The sequence below is a fragment of the Rhodanobacter sp. MP1X3 genome (assembly GCF_014207165.1).
Lineage (GTDB): Bacteria > Pseudomonadota > Gammaproteobacteria > Xanthomonadales > Rhodanobacteraceae > Rhodanobacter.
Window position 1 is genome coordinate 1,123,354 of the sequence record NZ_JACHCO010000001.1, and the last position, 21,563, is coordinate 1,144,916.

A 21,563-nucleotide genomic window follows, 5' to 3' on the forward strand; every position below is an offset into this window, starting at 1 on the left:
GACGGGTCCGCGTCAGGTCGCGTCTCAGATTTCTGCAAAACTGCCGATGTCGAATGCAGCGACGTCCGGCAACACCACGTCCGCATCGGGCAGCGCGTGCGCCTGTCCGATCCCTACCGCCGCCATCCCCGCGGCATGAATGCTGGCGATGCCAGCCGCAGCGTCCTCCACGCCAAGACACTCGCCCGGTGACACACCAAGGGCGCTTGCCGCAGTGAGAAAAATTTCCGGATCAGGCTTGGAGCGACTGATCCGGTTTGCATCAACCACGTAGTCAAACAGCTCGGCGATACCCAGCCGTTCCAGCAGCAGTGGTGCGTTCTTGCTGGCCGATGCCAATGCGGTCTTGAGCCCGGCTTTTTTCACTGACTCGATCGCGGCACGCGCACCGGGCAGCAGATGCTGCGGTCCGAAATGCTGTACCTGTTCGCGGTAGTAGTCGTTCTTGCGTGCGGCCAGTGCGAGCTTTTCTTCAGGTGTGTACTGACGTGTCGCACGTTCCAGCACGATATCCAGCGAGGCCAGCCGGTCGACACCTTTCAGGCGTTCGCCAACGGTATCGTCGAAGTCGACGCCAATTTCGTCGGCAAGTTGTTTCCATGCCGCGTGATGCACGACGGCGGTGTCGGCGATGACGCCGTCCAGATCAAAGATCACGGCTTTCAGCGGACGTGGCAGCGTGTACCGGGCTGCTGGCGCATCGACGCAAGGCAGACGCAGCGATTGGCCGGCCTGCAGCTGTTGCGCAACGCCGGCGTGCAGAAACGTCAGTGCATTGCCGTCGGTAAGGGTGTACAGCACGCCATCGTGATTCACGTCGACGCGAAGGTGTGCATCGCGCCAGCGCAGTCCGAAGCGATAGCTGGTCCACGCCTCTGGCAATTGCGGTGCAAGTGATGGCTGCCCGTTGCGTACCCGAAAACCGCCGAAGCCCCAGACCAGCGCCAGCCAGCTGCCGGCCATCGCCGCCATGTGGATGCCGTGCGCGGCGTTGCCGTGCAGATCATCCAGGTCGACCCGTAACGTATCCAGAAAATACTGATAGGCCTTGGCCGCATGACCGACCTCGGCAGCGATGACGGCGAAGGTCGATGCTGACAGTGTCGAGTCGTGAACGGTGACGCCTTCGTAGTAGTCGAAATTGCGACGCTTGGCGTGCGCATCGACATGTTCGCCGGCAAGCATCAGCGCCAGCACGGTGTCTGCCTGTTTGCATACCTGGCGGCGATAGATGCTCAATGGATGCAGGCGCAGCAGCAGCGGTTGATCGTTCGGAGCATCCGCCAGTTCTGCCGGCATCCGCGGCTTGTCGAGAAAGCCGTCGTCCTGGGGAAAGATATTGAGTTTGGCATCGACCGGCAGATACATCGCGTCGGCGGCACGCTGCCACTGCGCCACTTCGTTGGCCTGCAGATCGATGCGCGCGGCGAGTGCGGCGTAATCGTCGGGATGCGCTGCGGCCATCTGCGCGGCGACGGCGGCGGCGTCATGCAGATGACGCTGCGCCAAGCGGTTGGTGTAATGGTTGTTGTCGACCAGTGCGGAATATTCGTCGGGACCGGTGACTTCGTGGATGCAGAAAGCACCATCCTGGCGTGCGCTGAAGTGGCCGATGGCCAGCCAGATCCGGGCCGTCTCGAACAACATCTCGGCACCCTGCGACAGCAGGAAGGCGTTATCGCCGGTGGCATCGATGTACAGGCGGATCGCCCACGCGATGTCGGCATTGATGTGGTACTGCGCCGAGCCGCCGGGAAAATACGACGAGCATTCATCACCGCTGATCGTGCGCCACGCGTACAGCGCGCCGCGCGGATGATCCAGTTCGCGCGCATGCAAGCGTGCGCGGTCGAGTGTCTGATAGCGGTAGGCCAACATGCTGCGTGCGAGTTGCGGTGCTGTTGATACCAGCGCTGGCAGCATGAAGGCTTCGGCATCCCAGAAATAATGGCCCTCGTAACCTTCGCCGGTGAGGCCTTTGGCCGCCGTGCTGCTGGTGCCGTCGCGTCCGCTGGACTGGAACAGGTGGAACATGTTGAAGCGCAGCGCCTGCTCGATCTCGGCATCGCTGACGGCGAGATCGGTTTCGCGCCAGAACTGTTCGAGAGTGTGGATCTGTCGAGCCAGCAGTGCCGAGTAACCGATCGCCACGCTCGCTTGCAGGGTTTGCTCGACCTGGCCGACCAGGGTCAGATTCGGCTCGTCATCGCCGGGAGATGACCAGGCATAGGCTACGTATTTTTCCAACGTGACGCTCTCGCCCGGCGTCAGCATGCCGGCAAAGACCTGGGATACGCCATCGGGTGCGGAGGAGGCATCATGAAAACGCAGGCTGTCGTTCTGCAGCTGATGCTGCTGCCCGCAGACAAGGCGGATGCGGCTGTTTGCGGTTTGCTGACTGACCCAGCTGAGGGCGTCGCCGGCCTGGGCATCGATCATCTGCAAGCCACCGTGCAGATGCGCGCCAATACGGGGGTCGTCGCCCTGTCTGGCTGCACCGTGGGCCGTGTTGATCGTCGATTCCAGGCTGATGGGCCCGGTGTAGTCGACCGAGGTCACCTGATAGCGGATCGCCAGCAGGCCGGGCTCATCCAGTGCCACGATGCGTTGTGCCGTGATTTCCAGTGTGGCGCCGGTTGGCGCGCGCCAGCTCAACTCGCGCCGATAGCAGCCGCTACGCAGGTCCAGCATCCGCTCGAAGCCGAGCCACTCGCCCTCGCTCAGCCTGACTGGCGCGTTGCCGAGTTGCAGGCGGATGCCGGTGGCATCGGCAACGGGCACGCGCGTATCGGTGGTACGGGCATAGCCGGTAAAGCGTTCGTGATAGTTGATCGGCGAGCGTTCCCACGCCGCTGCCAGGAAGCTGCCCTGGGTTGCGCTTGGATACTCTTCGAGCCCGCCGCGCACACCGAGTGCACCATTGGCCAGGGCGAACAGGCTCTCTTCCTGGGCGAAATCGGCAGGGTTGTTGCCGCGGCGAACGACCCGCCACGGATCAACGGATAGGGCGTTGAAAGCGGCCAGCTCGGAAGTTTTCCCCTGTGTTGCTACTTGCATGTCCACGAGCTCACGCTGACTTTTGGTGAAGGCACTACGGGGGAAGACGCATGATCTTCCGTCGAATGGCGGCGAGCTTGCCAGCAAATGATATCGTTATCAAGATATCGTTATCATTTGCTGAGGCGCCACTGCAGATGGGGTGTAGCGCAAAAGAAAAAGAGGCCGTGACAGGCAATTCGGGAATTCGGACAGCGGTAAGCTAAGTCGCCATGGACGAATGGGTTGCAACTAGCCACACTGCAAGACATTGCTGCGTCGCGCCATCCGGTACCGTAGGTGTTCCTGCGATTCAGAGGTTTTCGCGGAACCTAAAGGTAGGCCAATAAAAATGCTGAGCAAGAAGCTAGGGGGCTGAGTCTTGAGTCGGACGGGCAAAAAGCAGCCGGATCCGCTGGGTTCGATGAGCTTGACCATGGCCGATCTGGCCGATTTGGCGGGCGTTTCGAAAATTACCGTGTCGCGGGCGCTGAGCGACAGCCCTCTGGTCACGCCGAAAACCCGCGAACAGATCCAGACGCTGGCGCGCGAGCACGGCTACAAGCTTAACGTCAGCGCGCGCAACCTGAGGCTACGCCGCAGCCATACGGTGGCGGTGATCGTGGAAATGAAGCCGTCGAGCGAACGCACCATGTTCGATCCGTACCCGCTGGTGCTGCTCGGCGGTATTTCACAGGAGTTGACTGCTGCGGGTTACAGCGTGCTGCTCACCACCCGCCAAGGCGCGACGGCAGCGGCGGTGCAGGCAGCCGACGGACTGATCCTGCTCGGGCAGGGCGTGCATCAGGACGCCGTGCGCAGGTTCGACAAGCTGGGTCTGCCGATGGTGGTGTGGGGTTCCCACGCGAAAGGTGACCCGCAAATCGTCGTTGGCGGTGACAACCGGCTGGGCGGTGCCATCGTCGCCGATCATTTCGTTTCGCTCGGCCGCCGTCATCCGGTGTTTATCGGCAACCCCAGTCACCCAGAAATCTTCGAGCGTTTGAATGGTTTCGTTGATGTGCTGGCCAAGCACGGGATCAAACCGCTGCTGATGCGTCGCGATGAATTCACGCCGGACTCGGGCATCGATGCGGTGCATTCGCTGAACGCGCGTGGGGTAAGTTTCGACGCTATTTTTGCCTGCAGCGATCTGCTGGCAATAGGCGCTATTCGCGCCACCATAGAGCTGGGGTACACGGTACCCGGCGATGTCTCGGTCGTTGGCTACGACGATATGCCGCTGGGAGCGAGCTTCATGCCGCCGCTCAGTTCGGTGCGACAGGATTGGCAGGGGGGCGGTACCTTGCTGGCGCGCAAGGTGCTGGCCCTGATCAATGGCGAGTCCACGACATCGGAAACTTTGCCGGTCACCCTGATCGTGCGTTCAACCTAGCTGAGTGCTCGTTTCTGTGGGCTGGCCGTGGCAGCTTCAGCGGCTCATTTCGCGCTGGTGGCCGGTGTCAGAATCAGCCGGAAGCAGCTGCCGCCGCCGGCCACTCGCACGTATTCGAGTGCGGCCTGGTTAGCCTCACTCATCTGACGGGCCAAATAGAGGCCGAGCCCGGTGCCGTATTCATTGGTGGTGTAGAACGGTTCGAAAATCTGCGCCGCGACTTTTGGTGCAATGCCGGGGCCGCGATCGATCACTTCCAGAATAGGCACGCCGTGCTCGCCTTGTCGGGTAACTACCATCACCCGCGCCGGTTCGCCGGGCAGGCGGCCGTAGCGCAGTGCGTTCTGCACCAGATTCCAGACCACCTGCTGCAACTGCTGCGGGTCCGCCACCGCGGCTACCGGCGCACCAGCCGCAGCGACGACGCGCAGGGAGTCGGCGCCCAGGTCGTTGCCTTCGCTGTATTCCGCCACGAAATCCTGCGCCCAGTTTCCGAGATCGAGGGTTTCCGGTCGTGAGCGTTCGCGTCGCGACAGCTGCAGGATGTTTTCGATGATTTCGTTGAGGCGGATGCAGTGGTTGTTGATGATTTCGACCATGCGCTGGTCGGTGCTGTCCATGCTTTTCGATTCGGCCAGCAGCTGTGCCGAGTAGCGGATCGCCGCCAGCGGATTGCGGATTTCATGGGCAATCGAGGCGGATAACCGGCCCAGCGAGGTCAGCGTGAGTTCCTCGGCCCGGCGGGACAACAGCGAGGTGTCGTCGAGGAAGATCAGTACGTGCGAGTCGTCGTTCGGTGCCAGCCGGCTGAAGCGCGGGACCACCTCGGGCACGCCATCGGCGAGCTGGGTAGCGGTTTCGTCCAACTTTCCGGAGGTCATCCAGTGATAAAGACGGCGCGACAGCTCCGGGGCCAGTTGACCCAGGTCGCGCTGGTCGGCGCCCGGATTGCCCAGCAGCATCCACGCCGATTCGTTGATCTGATGGATACGGTTGGCATCATCGACCAGCAGCACGCCGGTCTTCATGCGTCGGATGATCAGCTCGTTGACCTGCGCCATATTGGCCAGATCGGTGCTGCGCTGTTCGGCCAGTGCTTCGGTCGCACGCAGCTGCCGGCCCAGTACGTGACACAAGGTGGTGGCGGCGAAATAGGCGAGGCAAAAAAGTGCGGGTTCGAGTAGATCGCGATCGCCTGGGCCGCCATGGGTCGCTTCCAGAAAGGTGTGCCCCAGGATGCCGATCGTGGCCAGCGCCGCGAAGAAACTGGACAGCCGCAGTGGCAGAATCAGTGCGCCTGCGCACAGGTTGACTGCCAGCATCATGGAAATGCCGATGCGGGCATCGTTCATGGCGGAAATGGCCAGCACGGCCGCGGCAATGTCCACCACCAGCGCGGCGGACACCGCCAGCGTGGCGAAACCCATGCTGCGCCGAGTGAGTCCTAGCGACAGCAGCGCGAACAGCAGATAAAGCGTGGTCACGTAGCCGGCAAAGTTGAATGTACCCAGCTGGGGCCAGCCCAGTCCCAGCGGCGTGAAGGCCAGACTGACGTAGACCAGCGCCTGGATCACCCGGAATACGTTGAGAAACGTCAATTCATGTCGGACGGTTTGGGCGCCTGCGTAGCTGGTAGTCAGGGATGATGATGCGCTGGACACGTGCGGGCATGCTCTGCGGCGATTTCAGTGAGTATAGAGGTGGCATCGTCCGCTGCGGTACGTGGCCGGCGAAGCGCATGGAAATGTCACGCGAGACAAGCAAAATCGGCAGGCTCTTTCCATTGCCGCCCGCTTCCGCGAAAATGGGCGGCCGAACAGCGCGGTTTCCCCCTCGCTGGCGTGGCAGAAAAACTGCATCCCGCCAGCGTGTCACTCCGCCGTCCGACCTTCCCGACCCACGCGATCGCTTGCGTGCGGCCTCCATAAGTTTCTCCGTTCGCTCGAGGTATCGAATGAATTTCCACGAGTACCAGGCCAAAGAGTTGTTCGCGCAGTACGGCATTGCCGTGCCGCCGGGCAAAGTTGCCAATTCACCCGACGCCGCTGTCGATGTCGCCAAGCACCTTGGTGGTTCGCAGTGGATGGTCAAGGCGCAGATTCACGCAGGCGGACGCGGCAAGTCCGGCGGCGTCAAGTTCTGCAAGACGCTTGATGACGTCCGTGCTGCCGCCAAGGGCATGCTCGGCACCAAGATGGCAACCTACCAGACCGCCGGCCGTGCGCTGCCGGTGAACCTGGTGCTGGTCACCGACGCGACCAACATCGCGAAAGAGCTGTACCTGTCGATCCTGGTGGATCGCGACAGCAAGTCGGTGTCGTTCATCGCCTCCAAGCACGGCGGCGTCGACATCGAGCAGGTCGCCAAGGAAACGCCGGAAGACATCCACACCATCGTCGTCGACTTCGTCGAAGGCCTGCAGCCGTATCAGTGCCGTCAGCTCGGTTTTGCGATGGACCTCAACGGCAAGCAAGTCAACCAGCTGACCAAGATCATGCTGGGCTTGTACAAGCTGTTCAACGAGAAAGATCTGGCCCTGGTCGAGCTGAATCCGCTCGCCGTACTCGAAGACGGCACACTCGCCGCGCTCGACGGCAAGGTCGATTCGGACGACAACGCCGAATTCCGTCATCCGGATCTGGGCGCCATGCGCGACCTGACCCAGGAAGACGCGGCCGAAGCGGCTGCTGTGCAGAACAACCTCAATTACGTGACGATGGACGGCAGCATCGGCTGCATGGTCAACGGCGCGGGTCTGGCCATGGCCACGATGGACGTGATCAAGCTGGCGGGCGGTGAGCCGGCCAATTTCCTCGACGTCGGCGGCGGCGCCACCAAGGAACGTGTCACCGAGGCGTTCAAGCTGATCCTGTCCTCGGACAAGGTCACCGCCATCCTGGTCAACATCTTCGGCGGCATCGTGCGCTGCGACCTGATTGCGGAAGGCATCATCGCCGCGGTGAAGGAAGTGGGCCTGAAGATCCCCGTCATCGTTCGCCTGCAGGGCACGAATGTCGAGAAGGGCCGCGAACTGCTGGCCAACTCCGGACTGGCGATCACGCCGGCCGACGATCTCAACGACGCGGCGCAAAAGGCCGTGGCTGCGGCCAAGGCTTAAGGGAGACATGCAAGCATGAGCGTTCTCGTCAACAAAAATACCAAGGTGATCGTGCAGGGCTTCACCGGCCAGCAGGGCACCTTCCACGCCGAACAGGCGATCGATTACGGCACCAAGGTTGTCGGTGGCGTGACCCCGGGCAAGGGCGGTTCCGAGCACATCGGTCTGCCAGTCTTCAACTCGGTCGATGAAGCCGTTCTCGAAACCGGTGCCGATGCGTCGGTGATCTTCGTGCCGCCGCCGTTTGCGGCCGACTCGATCCTCGAAGCGATCGATGCCGGCATCAAGGTGATCGTGGCGATCACCGAGGGCATCCCCGTGCTGGACATGCTGCGCGTCAAGAACGTGCTGGCACAGCATCCGGAAATCGTGCTGATTGGGCCGAACTGCCCTGGCATCATCACCCCCGGCGAATGCAAGATCGGCATCATGCCGGGCCACATCCACAAGCCGGGCAAGGTCGGCATCGTGTCGCGCTCCGGCACGCTCACGTATGAAGCCGTGTTCCAGACCACCAACGAGGGTCTGGGTCAGTCCACCTGCATCGGCATCGGTGGCGATCCGATCAACGGCCTGAACTTCATCGACTGCCTGAAGCTGTTCCAGGACGATCCGCAGACCGAAGGCATCATCATGGTCGGCGAGATTGGTGGTTCGGCCGAGGAAGATGCCGCCGAGTTCATCGGTGAGTATGTCACCAAGCCGGTCGTCTCGTTCATTGCCGGTGCGTCCGCCCCGGCGGGTAAGCGCATGGGCCATGCCGGCGCGATCATCTCCGGCGGCAAGGGCACCGCCGCGGCGAAGTTTGCCGCGCTGGAGAAGGCTGGCGTCACCACGGTGAAGTCACCTGCCGATCTGGGCAAGACGCTCGCCAAACTGATGTCGAAATAAGTTGATGCTGAAATAAGTCGCCGTTGTCTGGCGACATGAAAGGCCGCGGTCATGCCGCGGCCTTTTTGTTGGTGTCGAGGTGGCATGTATTCGAGTGGCATCAGCGCCGATGTTTCGTTCCTTCGGCAATCTGCAGGCCGCTGGCCGCAGCGCGAAGCAAGGTTTCGGTTAGTTGGGACAGTGCCGGCGAGCGGATCGTCCAGTGCTGCCAATACATCGGAACGTCCAGCCAGCGATCGGGCGCCAGGGTCTGCAGCATGCCGTTGGCCAGTGGAGTTTGCAGCATCGTGGCCGGTGCCATCGCCCAGCCAAGGCCAAGTGCGGCTGCTTCAACGAAGGCCGTCGACGACGGGATGTAATGGATGGGCGGCAACAGCTTCGCACGCGTGATGCTGCGCATGAATCGTGCTTGCAGGGTATCCCTGCGATTGAACGTCAGTACCGGGGCGTGGCCCAATGCGGCGGCATGGAGGCCATCGCTGAAGTAAGTCCTAACGAAGGCCGGCGAGGCGATCGGCAGGTAGCGCATCACCCCGAGCTTTTTTACCGCACAACCCTGCACGGGTTTGGCATCGGCAGTGACAGCGCCCAGCACCGAACCATCGCGCAGCAGGTCAGCGGAGTGATCCTGATCTTCTGTCCTGATGTCGAACAACATGCCATGCCGCGTATGCAGTTCGGCCAGCGCGGGTAGCAGCCAGCTGGCCAATGAGTCGGCATTCACCGCGATCGCCATGGTCGACGGTGCCTTATTCGCCGGATCAGCCGCGGCGAATTCGCCCAGCGTCTCGGCTTCCATCAGCTGCATCTGCTGCACGCTGCGCAGCAGGCGCTGGCCGGCACTGGTGGCACGGCAAGGGCTGCGGCGAAGGATAAGCACCTGGCCGAGGCGATCTTCGAGGGCCTTGATCCGCTGCGAGATGGCTGAAGGGGTCAGTGACAATCGGTGTGCTGCGCCGTCGAAGCTGCCCTCGGCGAGCACGGCGGCGAAGGCGGTGAGTTGGGGATTCAACAGCGTCATGGATAAGTACCTGCGAGTTGTCTCGGATGGTTTTTGCCGTCTTAAGAAAATCTAATCTGGATGAAGAATATTCAGCTTTACTGATGATGTCCCCTGCGCCAGATTGTGCTTCGTCTTCGGGAAGTCCCTATGTCATCCGCTGCCTATCTGGCCGGTCTCGGTACCGGTGCCAGCCTGATCATTGCGATCGGCGCCCAGAATGCTTTCGTGTTGCGCCAAGGTCTGCAGCGACGCCATGTCGGTCTGGTCGTGGCGATCTGCACCCTCTCAGACGTCACGCTCATCCTGCTCGGCGTGGCAGGCATGGGGCTGGCGGTGCAGCAGCACGCCGGATTGCTGCAGTGGCTGCGCTATATCGGCGCGATCTTCCTGCTTGGCTATGGTCTGCTCGCGGCTTGGCGCGCGTGGCGTGGCACATCCGGTTTGCAGCCTACGAGCGGCGATATCGACGCTGATCGCTGGCGCGTGGCGTTGGCCTGCCTCGGCTTTACCCTGCTCAATCCGCATGTGTATCTAGATACTGTCGTGCTGCTCGGCTCGGTATCCACTCATTACGCAGGCGATGCTCATTGGTGGTTCGCCAGCGGTGCGGCGACCGCGAGCGTGGTCTGGTTTACCGGGCTTGGCTATGGCGCGCGGCTGTTGCTACCGTGGTTTCGTAGCGCGCTGGCGTGGCGGCTGTTGGATGCTTTCGTCGCCGTGCTGATGCTGGTGCTGGCGTCGGTATTGCTGGGTGCATTTGGCTGAACTGTGTCGTGCTGTGTGCAGGCGGCGCTCGGTTATCATGCGCTTCTGCATTCGACGTTGGACCTCCAGGGCATGACCACCTTACGCTTCGCGCTAGCGCAATTCGATTTTTCGGTGGGTGCGGTGGCCGCCAACGCGAAACGCATGCGTGGCCTGATCGAACAAGCGCAAGTGCAGGAGGTGGCGCTGATCGCGTTTCCGGAGCTGGCGCTGAGCGGTTATCCACCGGAGGATTTGTTGCTGCGGCCGAGTTTCCTGGCCGCTTGCGAAAGCGAGCTGAAATCTTTGGCGGCAGCGTCTGCAGGCACGGCAGTTATCGTTGGCCACCCGCACAGCGAGGGTGAGGTCTTCAACGCGGCCAGCCTGTTGCGTGAGGGCGCTATCGAAGTGACGGCGCACAAGCAGGCGCTGCCCAACTACGGTGTTTTCGACGACAAGCGCTATTTTCGACCGGGCCATGAAAGTGTGGTGGTTACCATCGACGGCGTGCGCGTCGGCCTGCTGATTTGCGAGGACGTCTGGATGCCGGAGCCGGCGGCACAGGCGGCGGCAGCGGGTGCCGAACTCATCGTAGTCATCAATGCATCGCCCTGGGATGACGCCAAGCAGTCGACTCGCGAGGCCGTGCTGACGGCACGGGCGCAGGAAACCGGCTGCGCGATCGCCTACGTCAACGTGGTTGGTGGCCAGGATGAGGTGGTTTACGACGGTGCCTCGTTGCTGGTGAATGGCGACGGCCGCATTGCTGCCCGCGCACCGGCATTCGTCGAGGGGCTGCTGTGGGCCCAGTTCGACTCGCAGACGCGCAGCCTTATCGCGGAAGACTGGCCCGAGGCCACGGATACCTCGCACGAAGCGGTTCTGTACGCAGCACTTGTGCGCGGCATCCGCGACTACATCGACAAGAACGGCTTCGGCGGTGTGCTGCTGGGCCTGTCCGGCGGCATCGATTCGGCGCTGACCCTGGCACTCGCGGTCGATGCGCTGGGCGCTGATCGCGTCACCGCGGTGATGATGCCGATGCGCTACACCTCACAACTGTCGCTGGACGGCGCCCGCACGCAGGCGGAGCAGCTCGGCGTGGATTATCACGTGATCTCGATCGAGCCGACCTACGAATCGTTCATCGATGCGTTGACGCCGGCGTTCGCCAGCAAGCCAGCCGATACCACCGAGGAAAACCTGCAGTCGCGCACGCGTGGCGTGATGCTGATGGCGTTGTCCAACAAGCACAGCCGGTTGCTGCTGGCGACCGGCAACAAGAGTGAGATGGCCGTCGGCTACGCCACCTTGTATGGCGACATGTGCGGCGCCTACGCGCCGCTGAAAGACGTTTACAAAACCGAGGTCTACAAGCTTTCGCGCTGGCGCAATACCCAGCCGGGTGGTGCGGAGTTCATCCCGGTGGCCGTGATCGAGCGGCCGCCGTCGGCCGAGCTGCGCGAGGATCAGACCGATCAGGATTCACTGCCACCTTACGACGAACTCGATGCCATCCTTGAACGCTTTATCGAAGGCGAGCAGTCGCAGGCCGATATTGTTGCCGCGGGATTTGCCGCCGAAACAGTGCGACGCGTCGCTCGGCTGGTGCTGGCCAACGAGTTCAAGCGGCGTCAATCGGCCCCTGGACCACGCGTCACCACCCGTGCGTTTGGTCGCGAGCGGCGTTATCCCATCACATCCGGTTGGCGATAACAGGGGGTTTGCGGATGGGGGCTTGCCTCGATGCTGCTCCGTCCGACAGTGACAAAAAAGCCGGCGATCACTCGCCGGCTTTTCGATTTCTGACCAATTTCCTCCTCAATAGTGGCCGGAGAACGGCACCATCTTGCGCAAGGTCGACGGCGCATGCGGCCACTTCGGGTCGGTCAGGTAGGGGTGATTCGGGTAGTTCAACGCCAGCACCTGACGGGTCTGGTCGGCCAGTTCCTTGTGGTCGAGTGCCAGATAGCTACGGGTGAGGATCGCCAGCGCATCGCCGGTTTGCGGCGCCTGCTGGTAATGCTCGATGACATACTGCGAGCGGTCGGCGGAAGCTACATAAGCCTTGTTGCGCAAGTAGAACTTGGCCACATCTATCTCGAACTGCGCCAGACTGTTACGCAGATAAATCATGCGCTGGCGCGCGTCGGCCGCGTAGGCGCTGTCGGGATAGCGCCGGGTCAGCTCGGAGAAATCGTCGAACGACTGCAGGTTGTAGCCTTGGTCGCGACGTGCCTGGCCATTCTCGCGGTAGACGTAGCGTTCGATCACACCACTGGTGCGCTCGAAATTGATCAGACCGCGCAAGTAGTAGGCATAATCGATGTGATTATTGGCCGGATACGTCTTGAGGAAGCGGTTCACCGTCGAATAGGCATCATCGAGCTGGTTGTTCTTGTACTGCGCATAAGTCAGATCAAGCTGGGCCTGCTCGTTGTACGGACCCGACGGAAAACGCGCAATCAGGCGCTGATAGGCTTTGACCGCAGCCGCATAGTCGGAATTTTCCAGCGAATTGTGCGCATTGTTGTAAAGCGCATCCACCGGCATGGTATCGAGCGTGTCGCGTTTATGATGGAACATTGAACATGCGCTCATCGATACCGCGAGCGCGAGCACGATAAGTACCTTGAAAACACGCAATTTGGACATCGGCAGTTTCATTACACGCATGGGAAAAGAATTCAGATGTTTGATCGAAGAGGCATGATAGCCGAAACCGGCCACAGCCCGTGGGGACAACCATGACTACCATTCGGCACGAGGCGGACGTGCCTCTGGCCGCCGCAGGACGTAGGTTCGACCAGGCTTTGGCCGAGATGTTCCCCGATTACTCACGGTCGCGACTCAGCGGCTGGATCAAATCCGGCGCGGTGACCCTGGATGGCGCGCAGGCGCCACCCCGTCAGCTGCTGCGTGGCGGCGAGCAGGTTTTGCTGCAGGTCGAGCTGGAGGTCGAGGTCTCCAGCGAGCCGGAAGCGATCGCGCTGGAGATCGTGCACGAGGACGAATATCTGCTGGTGCTGAACAAGCCGGCCGGGCTTGTCGTGCACCCAGGCGCCGGTAACCCGGCGGGAACCTTGCTGAACGCGCTGCTGCACCACGATCCGAAGCTGGCGGAGCTGCCGCGCGGCGGCATTGTGCACCGACTGGACAAGGACACCTCCGGACTGATGGTGGTGGCCAAAACATTGCCGGCCTGCACGGCGCTGGTCGACTTGCTGTCCCGTCACGAAGTGGAGCGCCAATACGAGGCTGTCGTGCTGGGTACGATGGTGTCTGGCGGCACGGTAGATGCAGCCATCGGCCGTCACATGGGCGATCGACTGCGCCAGTCGGTGCGCGACGAAGAGGATGGCAAGCATGCGGTGACGCATTACCGGCTGCGCGAGCGCTTCCGTGCCCACAGCCTGTTGCAGTGCCAGCTGGAAACCGGCCGCACGCATCAGATCCGCGTGCACATGGCGCATATCAACCATCCGCTGCTGGGCGACCCGCTGTACGGCGGCGGTCTGAAACTGCCCAAGAGCGCCTCACCGGAACTGATCGCCACTCTGCGCGGTTTTCGCCGCCAGGCGCTGCACGCCGAGCGGCTTTCGTTCGTGCATCCGGTCACGGAGGAGGCGCTGTCGTTCAATGCGGAACGGCCGGCAGACCAGCTGGCGTTGATCGAAGCGCTACGGGCGGATCTGGTAGCCCACGGCGCCGACGAGTATTGAATGTCGGTAGCGGATAGCTTTCTCCGAGGCACCGATAGCTGGATTTACCCGGACTGGCCGGCGCCGGCCAGCGTGCGCGCGTGCGTAACCACCCGGCACGGGCCCGGTGTATCGGCGGCGCCGTTTGATCGGCTCAATCTCGGTCTGCGCAGCGGCGACGCGGTCGACGTGGTCAACGCCAATCGCGGTGGCTTGCAGCAGGCGCTGGCGCTGCCGGCAACACCGCGCTGGTTGCATCAGGTGCATGGCACGACCGTGGCCGAGCTGGGGCCGTTGCCGAGCGAGGATGAGCCACTGGCGGATGCTGCGGTGTCGCACCTGCCTGGTACGGTTCTGGCGATCCTTACGGCCGATTGTTTGCCTGTGCTGTTTTGCACAGCGGATGGACGCGAGATTGCCGCCGCCCACGCCGGTTGGCGTGGCCTGGCAAACGGTGTGCTGGAAGAAACGTTGACCCAGCTGCGCGCGCCGCGCGCGCACTTGCTGACGTGGCTGGGGCCATGTATCGGTGCGGCTTCCTATGAAGTCGGGGAAGAGGTGCGCGCGGGTTTTGTAGAAAACGATGCGGACGCGCAGGCTTGTTTCGTCGCAACTCGTCCAGGCCACTGGTTGTGCGATCTGGTCGCACTGGCACGTCTTCGACTGCAAGCTGCCGGTGTTGCTCACATTTATGGTGGTGGCTTCGATACGTTCACCGATCCTCGTTTCTACTCCTATCGACGGGAAGGCGAGCGCAGCGGACGTTTCTCCAGTCTGATCTGGCTGGAACCAAAGAGTACGCCTCAATTCTGAGAGTTGACGGGCTCCGTCTGGACATCAGCCAAGGCAGCGAGAAAACCATTGCGCCATGTGTTGATGTCGTGGTTTTCCAGCACGTTCATCATCGCGCGCCAGCGCCACTGCCGTTCCTTTAGCGGCATTTTCAAGGCGCGTTCCAGCGCGTCGGCGACTTCGGCGGTGTCGGCAGGGTTGATGAGCAGCGCGTCGGGTAGTTCGAAAGCGGCGCCCGCAAAACGCGAAAGTACCAGTATGCCGGGATTTTCCGGATCCTGACTGGCAACGTATTCCTTGGCGACCAGGTTCATGCCGTCTCGCAATGGTGTGACCAGACCGACTCGCGCGTTACGGTAGTAGCCGGTGAGTACGCTGTGCGGAAACGATTGATTGACGTAGCGGATCGGTACCCAGTCCGGTGCGGCGTACATGCCATTGATATGGCCGGCGCTGCGTTCCAGGTCCTTGCGAATCTGGCGGTACTCGGGCACGACGCCGCGCGTGGTCGGTGCGATTTGCAAAAAGCTGATCTGCCGATGCAGCTCAGGTGCACGCTCCAGCAGATGGGCGTAACCGCGGAAGCGTTCGGGCAGTCCTTTTGAATAGTCGAGCCGGTCGACGCCGATGATCAGCGCCCGGCCCTCCAGGCTGTTGTGCAGTTGTTCGATTTCTTCCAGCGATTCAGCGTCGTGTGCGGTCTGGGCCACCAGCGTGGTATCGATACTGATCGGAAACACGCCGGCGCGAAAACGGCGACCGTTGGCAGCCCGCAGCCTTCCAGCTTTGCGCATGGTGCCGCCGATTTCGTACAGGAAGTAATCCTCCAGGGCGCGCAGGTCGCGGGCGGTCTGCAAGCCGACAAGGTCGTAGCTGGCCAGCGTTTCCAGCAGGTCGCGATGTTTTGGCAGGACGATCAGCAGCGCGGCAGGCGGCAACGGCGTGTGCAGAAAGAAACCGATGCGATTTTTTACGCCGCGCTCGCGCAGCATCGAGGCAATCGGTATCAGGTGGTAGTCGTGCACCCAGAGGATGTCGTCTGGCTTGAGAAGCTTCAGCAGATGATCGGCAAACAGCGCGTTGGTGCGCATATAGCCATCCAGATGGCTACGTTGATAGTCGACCATGTCGAGTCGAAAGTGCAGCAGCGGCCATAAGGTGCGGTTGGCAAAGCCTGCGTAGAACTCGTCATGATCCTGGCGCGAAAGATCGAACGTGGCGTAGTCGACGGATTCATGACTGACCCGATGGAGTTTTTCGTTGTTGGAGACCTTGCCGCTCCAGCCAAACCACAGCCCGCCGCGTTCTTGCAGCGTTGCCTGCATGGCCGACGCAAGCCCACCGGTTGATGTCTGCCCGGGCAGCGCGATCCGGTTGGATATCACCACCAGACGGCCGGGTTTGTGATCGCTCATAGCGCCTCCTCCCAGCGGCGGGAGAGCCGCATTGCTGCCTGAATCATGCCGACCAGTGAATAGGTTTGCGGATAGTTGCCCCAATGCTCGCCGCTGCCCGGTGCCAGATCTTCTGACAACAGCCCAAGCGCGTTGCGCTTGCTCAGCATGTTTTCGAACATCGCTCGCGCCTGTTCCTCGCGACCAGTGGACGCCATGGCCTCGATGTACCAGAACGTGCAGATGTTGAAGCTGGTTTCCGGCGTACCGAAATCGTCCGGAGCGATATAGCGGAACAGATAATTGCCGCGGCCCAGTGCCGCGCCGATGGCATCTACTGTGGCGACGAAACGCGGGTCGTTCGCTTCGATGAAGCCGATATCGGACAGCAGCAGCAGGCTGGCGTCCAGATTCTCGCCGTCGTAAGCGTCAACGAAATAGCCGAGCGTCGCATTCCACGCGCGCGCCTCGATGCGGGCGTGAAGCTCGATGGCTTCGTGGTGCCAGTAACGCGCCCGGTCATCCAATCCCAGCTCGGTGGCAATGTGCGCCAGACGATCGCAGGCGGCCCAGCACATGGCTGCGGAGTAGGTGTGCACCGAGGCGCGGCCACGAAATTCCCACAGACCGGCGTCGGGCTGCTCGGCCATGCGCAGTGCGGCTGTGCCCATGCGCTCAAGCCGCTTGAACATGATCGCGTCGCCGCGATGCTCGATGCGGCGATCGAAAAACAGCTGCGCCGATGACAGCACCACGGAACCGTAGGCGTCGTTCTGGCGCTGCTGCCAGGCGTCGTTGCCCACGCGCACGGGGCCCATGCCGCGATAGCCGGCAAGTCCTTTCACCTGACGTTCGTGCAGCTCCCGCTCGAAGGTAATACCGAACACAGGGCCGACCTCGTCATCGCCCTCGACCACCGCCAGGTTGAAAACGTAGCGTATGTAGTCTTCCATGGTGTTGGTGACGCCGAGTCGATTGAGTGTCCGTACGGTGAAGGCCGAGTCACGCAGCCAGCAGTAGCGATAGTCCCAGTTGCGTGCTGTGCCCGGTGCTTCGGGGATCGAGGTGGTGAGCGCGGCGACGATGGCGCCGGTGGCTTCGTACTGGCAAAGCTTCAAGGTAATGGCGGCGCGGATCACCGCCTCCTGCCATTCGTAGGGAATCGACAGATTGCGTACCCAGTCGCGCCAGTAAGCCTGTGTACGCTCCAGCGCCAAGTGGATGAAGTCGGCGGGGCTCTCACTGAGTGTTTCGTCGGGGCCAAAGACAAAATGTGCCGGACGATCCAGGCTGAAAGGCAGGCTGCGTTCGATCAGCGGTGTAGCCACATCGCTGGTCAGCCGCTGGACGGTTTCACTGAGCATATAGCGAACGTGGTTGCTGCCGTACGTGGTAGACGCCGGTTGTGAGCCGTAATCGCACAGCGGTTGAAGCTTGACGCGAATGCGCGGTGAGCCGCTGAGCGGGCTGATTTTGCGAGCCAGCATGACTGGGTGATACATCCGTCCGAGAGAGCGGTTGCGCGGTGCGAAATCGACGATCTCGATCGCGCCACCGTGCGTGTCGAAAAGCCGCGTCACCAGCACGGCGGTGTTGGGCAGATAGTTCTGCTCGGCCCGTTCGAAATCTTCCAGCTCGATGGCCCATTCGCCGCCATCGATCTTCGGTGAAAGTAGTTTGCAGAAGCTTGCATCGGCGTCGAAGCGTGGCAGGCAACACCAGACGATGCTGCCATGCGGATCGATCAGCGCGGCGATGCTGCCGTTACCGATAACGCCGAGTTCAAGGCTGGCGGGCAGGGTGTTCGGCGGGTTGTTCGTCATGTTGAGGTATTCCTCACGAAAGTGCGTCAAGGGCGCGAACCAGCCACGTTTTCACCGCAGCGGGGTCACGCAACGAAAAAGATGCCTGCGTGGATGAGCGGGGTGAGCCGATCAGCACGCCCATGCCATGCTTCTGACGGAGGCTGGCAAAAGCGTGTTCGTCCGTCAGGTCGTCACCCAGGTACACGGGCAGGCGCCCGTTGAACGGCGCACTGGCAAGCAGTTCGAGTACCGCCCGGCCTTTGTCCATGCCGGCTGGCTTGAACTCGATCACCAGGTTGCCCGGCTGCAATTCGTAGCCGGACAATTGCGTAACCATCTGAACAGCGGCATCGCGAAGTGATTCGAACTGTTCGGGTGCGCGTCGGCAGTGCAGGGCAACGGCAATCCGCTTGTCCTCGAGCTGTACACCTTCGAACCGCGCGGCCAGCGCCGTAGCGGCCTGATGCATGTGCTGCTGTTGTTCGGGTGTTACCGTTATCCGTCGAAAACTGCCGTCGGCACGGCGCAGTTGCAGCCCATGCAGACCCGCTGCGGCCCAGTGTGGATTGCCGAACAGTCGATCCAGATCATCCAACTCACGGCCGCTGACCAGTGCCAACGCGCCGCCCAGCGCATCGTGCAGCGAATGCAGCAAGGCAAGCAGAGGTGCAGTGACTTCGACAGCCCGCGGGTCGTCGTTGAAATCGAGCAGGGTGCCGTCGACATCGAGAAACAGCGCCCAGCGGGAGTCGTTGGCAGGGAGCGGTGGCGCTGGCAACATGCGCCGAGGTGAGTCGGCGTTGGAATTTTTCATATCCATCAGCCCCACCGTAACAAGGCCTATGTGAAAGATATCTTTCTGGCCATGGGGAAGCAGCAACGGGCGGCAGCGACGATCTTGATTCTCCCCAAGCTTGATTCAACCCAGGCCGTCCGCATCTTCCAGTCAGTGGCAAGTCGGCTGTTTGAGCGCTGGCGGGCCAAACCAATGAGGGCGCATCAATGCGAATGGACAAACTCACGTCGCGTTTCCAGCAAGCGCTGGCCGATGCACAGTCGCTGGCGGTTGGCCGCGACAACAACATGCTGGAGCCGGCGCACGTGATGGCGGCGCTGCTCAACCAGCAGGGCGGCTCGACCGGACCGTTGCTCACGCAGGCGCAGGTCAACGTGCCGGCGCTGCAGCAGCGCGTCAATGAGTTGCTGGAACGGCTGCCGAAAGTCAGCGGTCAGGAAGGCAATATCCATGCGGGCAACGAGCTGACCCGCCTGCTCAACCTCACCGACAAGCTGGCCCAGCAGCGTGGCGACCAGTTCATTGCCAGCGAGCTGTTTGTGCTGGCAGCGCTGGAGGACAAGGGTGAGCTGGGCGCAGCGCTGAAGGCGGCCGGTGCGACCAAGCCAAATATCGAGGCGGCGATCGACAAACTGCGCGGCGGCGAAAAGGTGCAGAGCGAGAACGCCGAAGAATCACGTCAGGCATTGGAGAAATACACCATCGATCTGACCGAGCGCGCCGAAAGCGGCAAGCTCGATCCGGTGATTGGCCGCGATGAGGAGATTCGTCGCACTATCCAGGTGCTGCAGCGGCGCACCAAGAACAATCCGGTGCTGATTGGTGAGCCCGGCGTGGGCAAGACCGCCATCGTCGAAGGTCTTGCCCAGCGCATCGTGAAGGGTGAGGTGCCTGAAGGCCTGCGTGACCGCCGCGTACTGTCGCTCGATATGGGTGCGCTGATTGCCGGCGCCAAATTCCGTGGCGAGTTCGAGGAACGACTGAAGGCCGTGCTTAGCGATCTGGCCAAGCAGGAAGGTCGGGTAATCCTGTTCATCGACGAGCTGCACACCGTGGTCGGTGCCGGCAAGGCCGACGGTGCAATGGACGCAGGCAACATGCTCAAGCCCGCCTTGGCGCGCGGCGAGCTGCACTGCATCGGTGCGACCACATTGGACGAATACCGCAAATACATCGAAAAAGACGCCGCGCTGGAGCGCCGCTTCCAGAAAGTGTTCGTGGGCGAGCCTTCGGTGGAGGACACCATCGCGATCCTGCGTGGGCTGAAAGAGCGCTATGCCGTGCACCACGGTGTGGAGATTACCGATCCGGCCATCGTCGCCGCGGCCACGCTATCGCATCGCTATATCGCCGACCGCCAGCTGCCGGACAAGGCGATCGACCTGATGGACGAGGCGGCTTCGCGCATTCGCATGGAAATCGACTCCAAGCCGGAGGAGCTTGATCGGCTCGAACGTCGGCTGATCCAGCTGAAGATCCAGCGCGAGATGCTGAAAAAGGAAAAGGACAGCGAATCGAAACAGCGCCTCGCCGATCTGGAAACCGAGATCGACAAACTCGAGCGCGAGTTTTCCGATCTCAACGAAATCTGGAAATCGGAGAAGGCTGCGCTGCAGGGCGTGACTCGCGTCAAGGAGCAGATCGAGCAGGCACGGCAGGATCTCGACGCTGCGCAGCGCCAGCAGGACTATGCGCGCATGAGCGAGATTCAGTACGGCAAGCTACCCGAACTGGAAAAGCAGCTCGCCGCCGCGCAGGCTGCTGAAACGCAGGACTTCAAGCTGCTGCAGGACAAGGTCACTGCCGAGGAAATCGCCGAGGTCGTGGCGCGCTGGACCGGTATCCCGGTGAGCAAGATGCTTGAAGGCGAGCGCGAAAAGCTGCTGCATATGGAAGACGACTTACATCGTCGCGTGGTCGGTCAGGACGAGGCCGTGCGTGCGGTTTCCGACGCTATCCGGCGCGCGCGGGCCGGGCTGTCTGATCCTAACCGGCCCAGCGGCTCGTTCCTGTTCCTCGGCCCTACCGGCGTGGGCAAGACCGAGCTGTGCAAGGCGTTGGCCGAGTTCATGTTCGACACTACCGATGCGATGGTACGCATCGACATGAGCGAGTTCATGGAGAAGCATTCGGTCAGCCGGCTGATCGGCGCGCCGCCGGGCTATGTCGGTTATGAAGAGGGCGGCTATCTCACCGAGGCCGTGCGTCGTCGTCCCTACAGCGTGATTTTGTTGGACGAAGTAGAGAAAGCGCATGCTGATGTGTTCAACATTTTGCTGCAGGTGCTCGACGACGGTCGCCTCACCGATGGTCAGGGGCGCACGGTGGATTTCCGCAATACCGTCATCGTGATGACCTCGAACCTGGGCTCCAACGTGATCCAAGACATGTCCGACAACGGCGGCGACTTGGACAGCGAAGAGCAGTACACGCAGATGAAGGCGTCAGTGATGGGCGTGGTGCAGGCGCACTTCCGTCCGGAGTTCATCAATCGGCTTGACGAGCTGGTGGTGTTCCGCCCGTTGGACAAGAAGCAGATCGGCGCCATCGCGCGCATCCAGCTGGCCTCTCTGGAGAAGCGACTGGCCGAGCGCCAGCTGAAGTTGCAGGTCAGCGACAATGCGCTGCTGCTGTTGGGTGATGTCGGTTTCGATCCGGTCTACGGCGCGCGGCCACTGAAGCGGGCGATCCAGCAGCAACTGGAGAATCCGCTGGCCAAACAAATCCTGGAAGGTCGCTATGCGTCCGGTGCCACCATTGGCGTGGATGTCGAAGGCGGCATGTTGGTGTTCAACACGCTTTGATCGCCGGGTGCAAGTAAAAGCAAAGGCAGGGCATAAAAAAATCCCGGCATGGATGCCGGGATTTTTCCTTGTCACACAACGTC

15 protein-coding genes are annotated in these 21,563 nt (G+C 61.8%); 8 read left to right on the forward strand and 7 right to left on the reverse strand.

The window, feature by feature from the left end; all coding sequences use genetic code 11:
• Positions 1 to 24 precede the first annotated feature (24 nt).
• Complete coding sequence (pgmB, locus tag HDE79_RS04630; protein WP_184600713.1) at positions 25 to 3,057, reverse strand: beta-phosphoglucomutase; 3,033 nt, start codon at positions 3,055 to 3,057, stop codon at positions 25 to 27.
• Positions 3,058 to 3,472: 415 nt separating this feature from the next.
• On the opposite strand from pgmB, the gene HDE79_RS04635 reads away from it, so the two are divergent.
• Positions 3,473 to 4,432: a LacI family DNA-binding transcriptional regulator gene (locus tag HDE79_RS04635; protein WP_184601114.1), complete on the forward strand. Its 960-nt coding sequence runs from the start codon at positions 3,473 to 3,475 to the stop codon at positions 4,430 to 4,432.
• Positions 4,433 to 4,476: 44 nt separating this feature from the next.
• On the opposite strand, the gene HDE79_RS04640 is transcribed toward HDE79_RS04635, so the two are convergent.
• A complete protein-coding gene (locus HDE79_RS04640) occupies positions 4,477 to 6,030 on the reverse strand; it encodes a HAMP domain-containing sensor histidine kinase (RefSeq protein WP_255488241.1) in 1,554 nt (517 codons plus the stop codon).
• A gap of 206 nt (positions 6,031 to 6,236) precedes the next feature.
• Here HDE79_RS04640 and sucC point away from each other — a divergent pair, with 206 nt between their 5' ends.
• Positions 6,237 to 7,550, forward strand: coding sequence for an ADP-forming succinate--CoA ligase subunit beta (gene sucC / locus HDE79_RS04645; protein ID WP_255488300.1), 1,314 nt, complete (start codon positions 6,237 to 6,239; stop codon positions 7,548 to 7,550).
• Positions 7,551 to 7,565: 15 nt separating this feature from the next.
• Positions 7,566 to 8,441, forward strand: a complete 876-nt coding sequence (gene sucD / locus HDE79_RS04650) for a succinate--CoA ligase subunit alpha (protein WP_179477745.1) — start codon at positions 7,566 to 7,568, stop codon at positions 8,439 to 8,441.
• A gap of 100 nt (positions 8,442 to 8,541) precedes the next feature.
• On the opposite strand, the gene HDE79_RS04655 is transcribed toward sucD, so the two are convergent.
• Positions 8,542 to 9,462 carry a LysR family transcriptional regulator ArgP gene (locus HDE79_RS04655; RefSeq protein WP_184600716.1) on the reverse strand — a complete coding sequence of 307 codons (921 nt, stop codon included), beginning with the start codon at positions 9,460 to 9,462 and terminating at the stop codon, positions 8,542 to 8,544.
• A gap of 129 nt (positions 9,463 to 9,591) precedes the next feature.
• Here HDE79_RS04655 and HDE79_RS04660 point away from each other — a divergent pair, with 129 nt between their 5' ends.
• Positions 9,592 to 10,209, forward strand: a complete 618-nt coding sequence (locus tag HDE79_RS04660; protein ID WP_184600717.1) for a LysE/ArgO family amino acid transporter — start codon at positions 9,592 to 9,594, stop codon at positions 10,207 to 10,209.
• A 72-nt stretch (positions 10,210 to 10,281) separates the two neighbouring features.
• On the forward strand, positions 10,282 to 11,904 hold the full coding sequence (locus HDE79_RS04665) for an NAD+ synthase (protein WP_184600718.1): 1,623 nt from the start codon (positions 10,282 to 10,284) through the stop codon (positions 11,902 to 11,904).
• A gap of 105 nt (positions 11,905 to 12,009) precedes the next feature.
• Here HDE79_RS04665 and HDE79_RS04670 read toward each other — a convergent pair whose 3' ends face one another.
• Positions 12,010 to 12,864, reverse strand: coding sequence for an outer membrane protein assembly factor BamD (locus HDE79_RS04670; protein WP_184600719.1), 855 nt, complete (start codon positions 12,862 to 12,864; stop codon positions 12,010 to 12,012).
• Between the two features lie 71 nt (positions 12,865 to 12,935).
• On the opposite strand from HDE79_RS04670, the gene rluD reads away from it, so the two are divergent.
• Both rluD and pgeF read left to right on the forward strand, forming a co-directional pair.
• Positions 12,936 to 13,910, forward strand: a complete 975-nt coding sequence (gene rluD, locus HDE79_RS04675) for a 23S rRNA pseudouridine(1911/1915/1917) synthase RluD (protein WP_184600720.1) — start codon at positions 12,936 to 12,938, stop codon at positions 13,908 to 13,910.
• Entirely contained in the window at positions 13,911 to 14,702 is a 792-nt protein-coding gene (gene pgeF, locus HDE79_RS04680) for a peptidoglycan editing factor PgeF (protein WP_184600721.1), read from the forward strand.
• On the opposite strand, the gene HDE79_RS04685 is transcribed toward pgeF, so the two are convergent.
• Genes HDE79_RS04685 through otsB form a run of 3 tightly spaced genes read right to left on the reverse strand, consistent with a single transcriptional unit; the run spans position 14,693 to position 18,694 of the window.
• Entirely contained in the window at positions 14,693 to 16,096 is a 1,404-nt protein-coding gene (locus tag HDE79_RS04685) for a trehalose-6-phosphate synthase (protein WP_184600722.1), read from the reverse strand. The genes pgeF and HDE79_RS04685 overlap by 10 nt on opposite strands.
• Positions 16,093 to 17,898 carry a glycoside hydrolase family 15 protein gene (locus HDE79_RS04690; protein WP_184600723.1) on the reverse strand — a complete coding sequence of 602 codons (1,806 nt, stop codon included), beginning with the start codon at positions 17,896 to 17,898 and terminating at the stop codon, positions 16,093 to 16,095. The genes HDE79_RS04685 and HDE79_RS04690 overlap by 4 nt, the downstream gene beginning before the upstream one ends.
• Positions 17,899 to 17,911: 13 nt before the next feature.
• Positions 17,912 to 18,694, reverse strand: coding sequence for a trehalose-phosphatase (gene otsB / locus HDE79_RS04695; protein WP_343205903.1), 783 nt, complete (start codon positions 18,692 to 18,694; stop codon positions 17,912 to 17,914).
• Between the two features lie 188 nt (positions 18,695 to 18,882).
• On the opposite strand from otsB, the gene clpB reads away from it, so the two are divergent.
• A complete protein-coding gene (gene clpB, locus HDE79_RS04700; protein WP_184600725.1) occupies positions 18,883 to 21,480 on the forward strand; it encodes an ATP-dependent chaperone ClpB in 2,598 nt (865 codons plus the stop codon).
• Positions 21,481 to 21,563 lie beyond the last annotated feature (83 nt).

Excerpts from the sequence above, each read along its gene's own strand:
- pgmB (WP_184600713.1), bottom strand. The coding sequence starts at position 3,057 with ATGCAAGTAGCAACACAGGGGAAAACTTCCGAGCTGGCCGCTTTCAAC.
- HDE79_RS04635 (WP_184601114.1), top strand. The coding sequence starts at position 3,473 with ATGGCCGATCTGGCCGATTTGGCGGGCGTTTCGAAAATTACCGTGTCG.
- sucC (WP_255488300.1), top strand. The coding sequence starts at position 6,237 with ATGGGCGGCCGAACAGCGCGGTTTCCCCCTCGCTGGCGTGGCAGAAAA.
- sucD (WP_179477745.1), top strand. The coding sequence starts at position 7,566 with ATGAGCGTTCTCGTCAACAAAAATACCAAGGTGATCGTGCAGGGCTTC.
- HDE79_RS04655 (WP_184600716.1), bottom strand. The coding sequence starts at position 9,462 with ATGACGCTGTTGAATCCCCAACTCACCGCCTTCGCCGCCGTGCTCGCC.
- HDE79_RS04660 (WP_184600717.1), top strand. The coding sequence starts at position 9,592 with ATGTCATCCGCTGCCTATCTGGCCGGTCTCGGTACCGGTGCCAGCCTG.
- HDE79_RS04665 (WP_184600718.1), top strand. The coding sequence starts at position 10,282 with ATGACCACCTTACGCTTCGCGCTAGCGCAATTCGATTTTTCGGTGGGT.
- HDE79_RS04670 (WP_184600719.1), bottom strand. The coding sequence starts at position 12,864 with ATGCGTGTAATGAAACTGCCGATGTCCAAATTGCGTGTTTTCAAGGTA.
- rluD (WP_184600720.1), top strand. The coding sequence starts at position 12,936 with ATGACTACCATTCGGCACGAGGCGGACGTGCCTCTGGCCGCCGCAGGA.
- pgeF (WP_184600721.1), top strand. The coding sequence starts at position 13,911 with ATGTCGGTAGCGGATAGCTTTCTCCGAGGCACCGATAGCTGGATTTAC.
- HDE79_RS04685 (WP_184600722.1), bottom strand. The coding sequence starts at position 16,096 with ATGAGCGATCACAAACCCGGCCGTCTGGTGGTGATATCCAACCGGATC.
- HDE79_RS04690 (WP_184600723.1), bottom strand. The coding sequence starts at position 17,898 with ATGACGAACAACCCGCCGAACACCCTGCCCGCCAGCCTTGAACTCGGC.
- otsB (WP_343205903.1), bottom strand. The coding sequence starts at position 18,694 with ATGAAAAATTCCAACGCCGACTCACCTCGGCGCATGTTGCCAGCGCCA.
- clpB (WP_184600725.1), top strand. The coding sequence starts at position 18,883 with ATGCGAATGGACAAACTCACGTCGCGTTTCCAGCAAGCGCTGGCCGAT.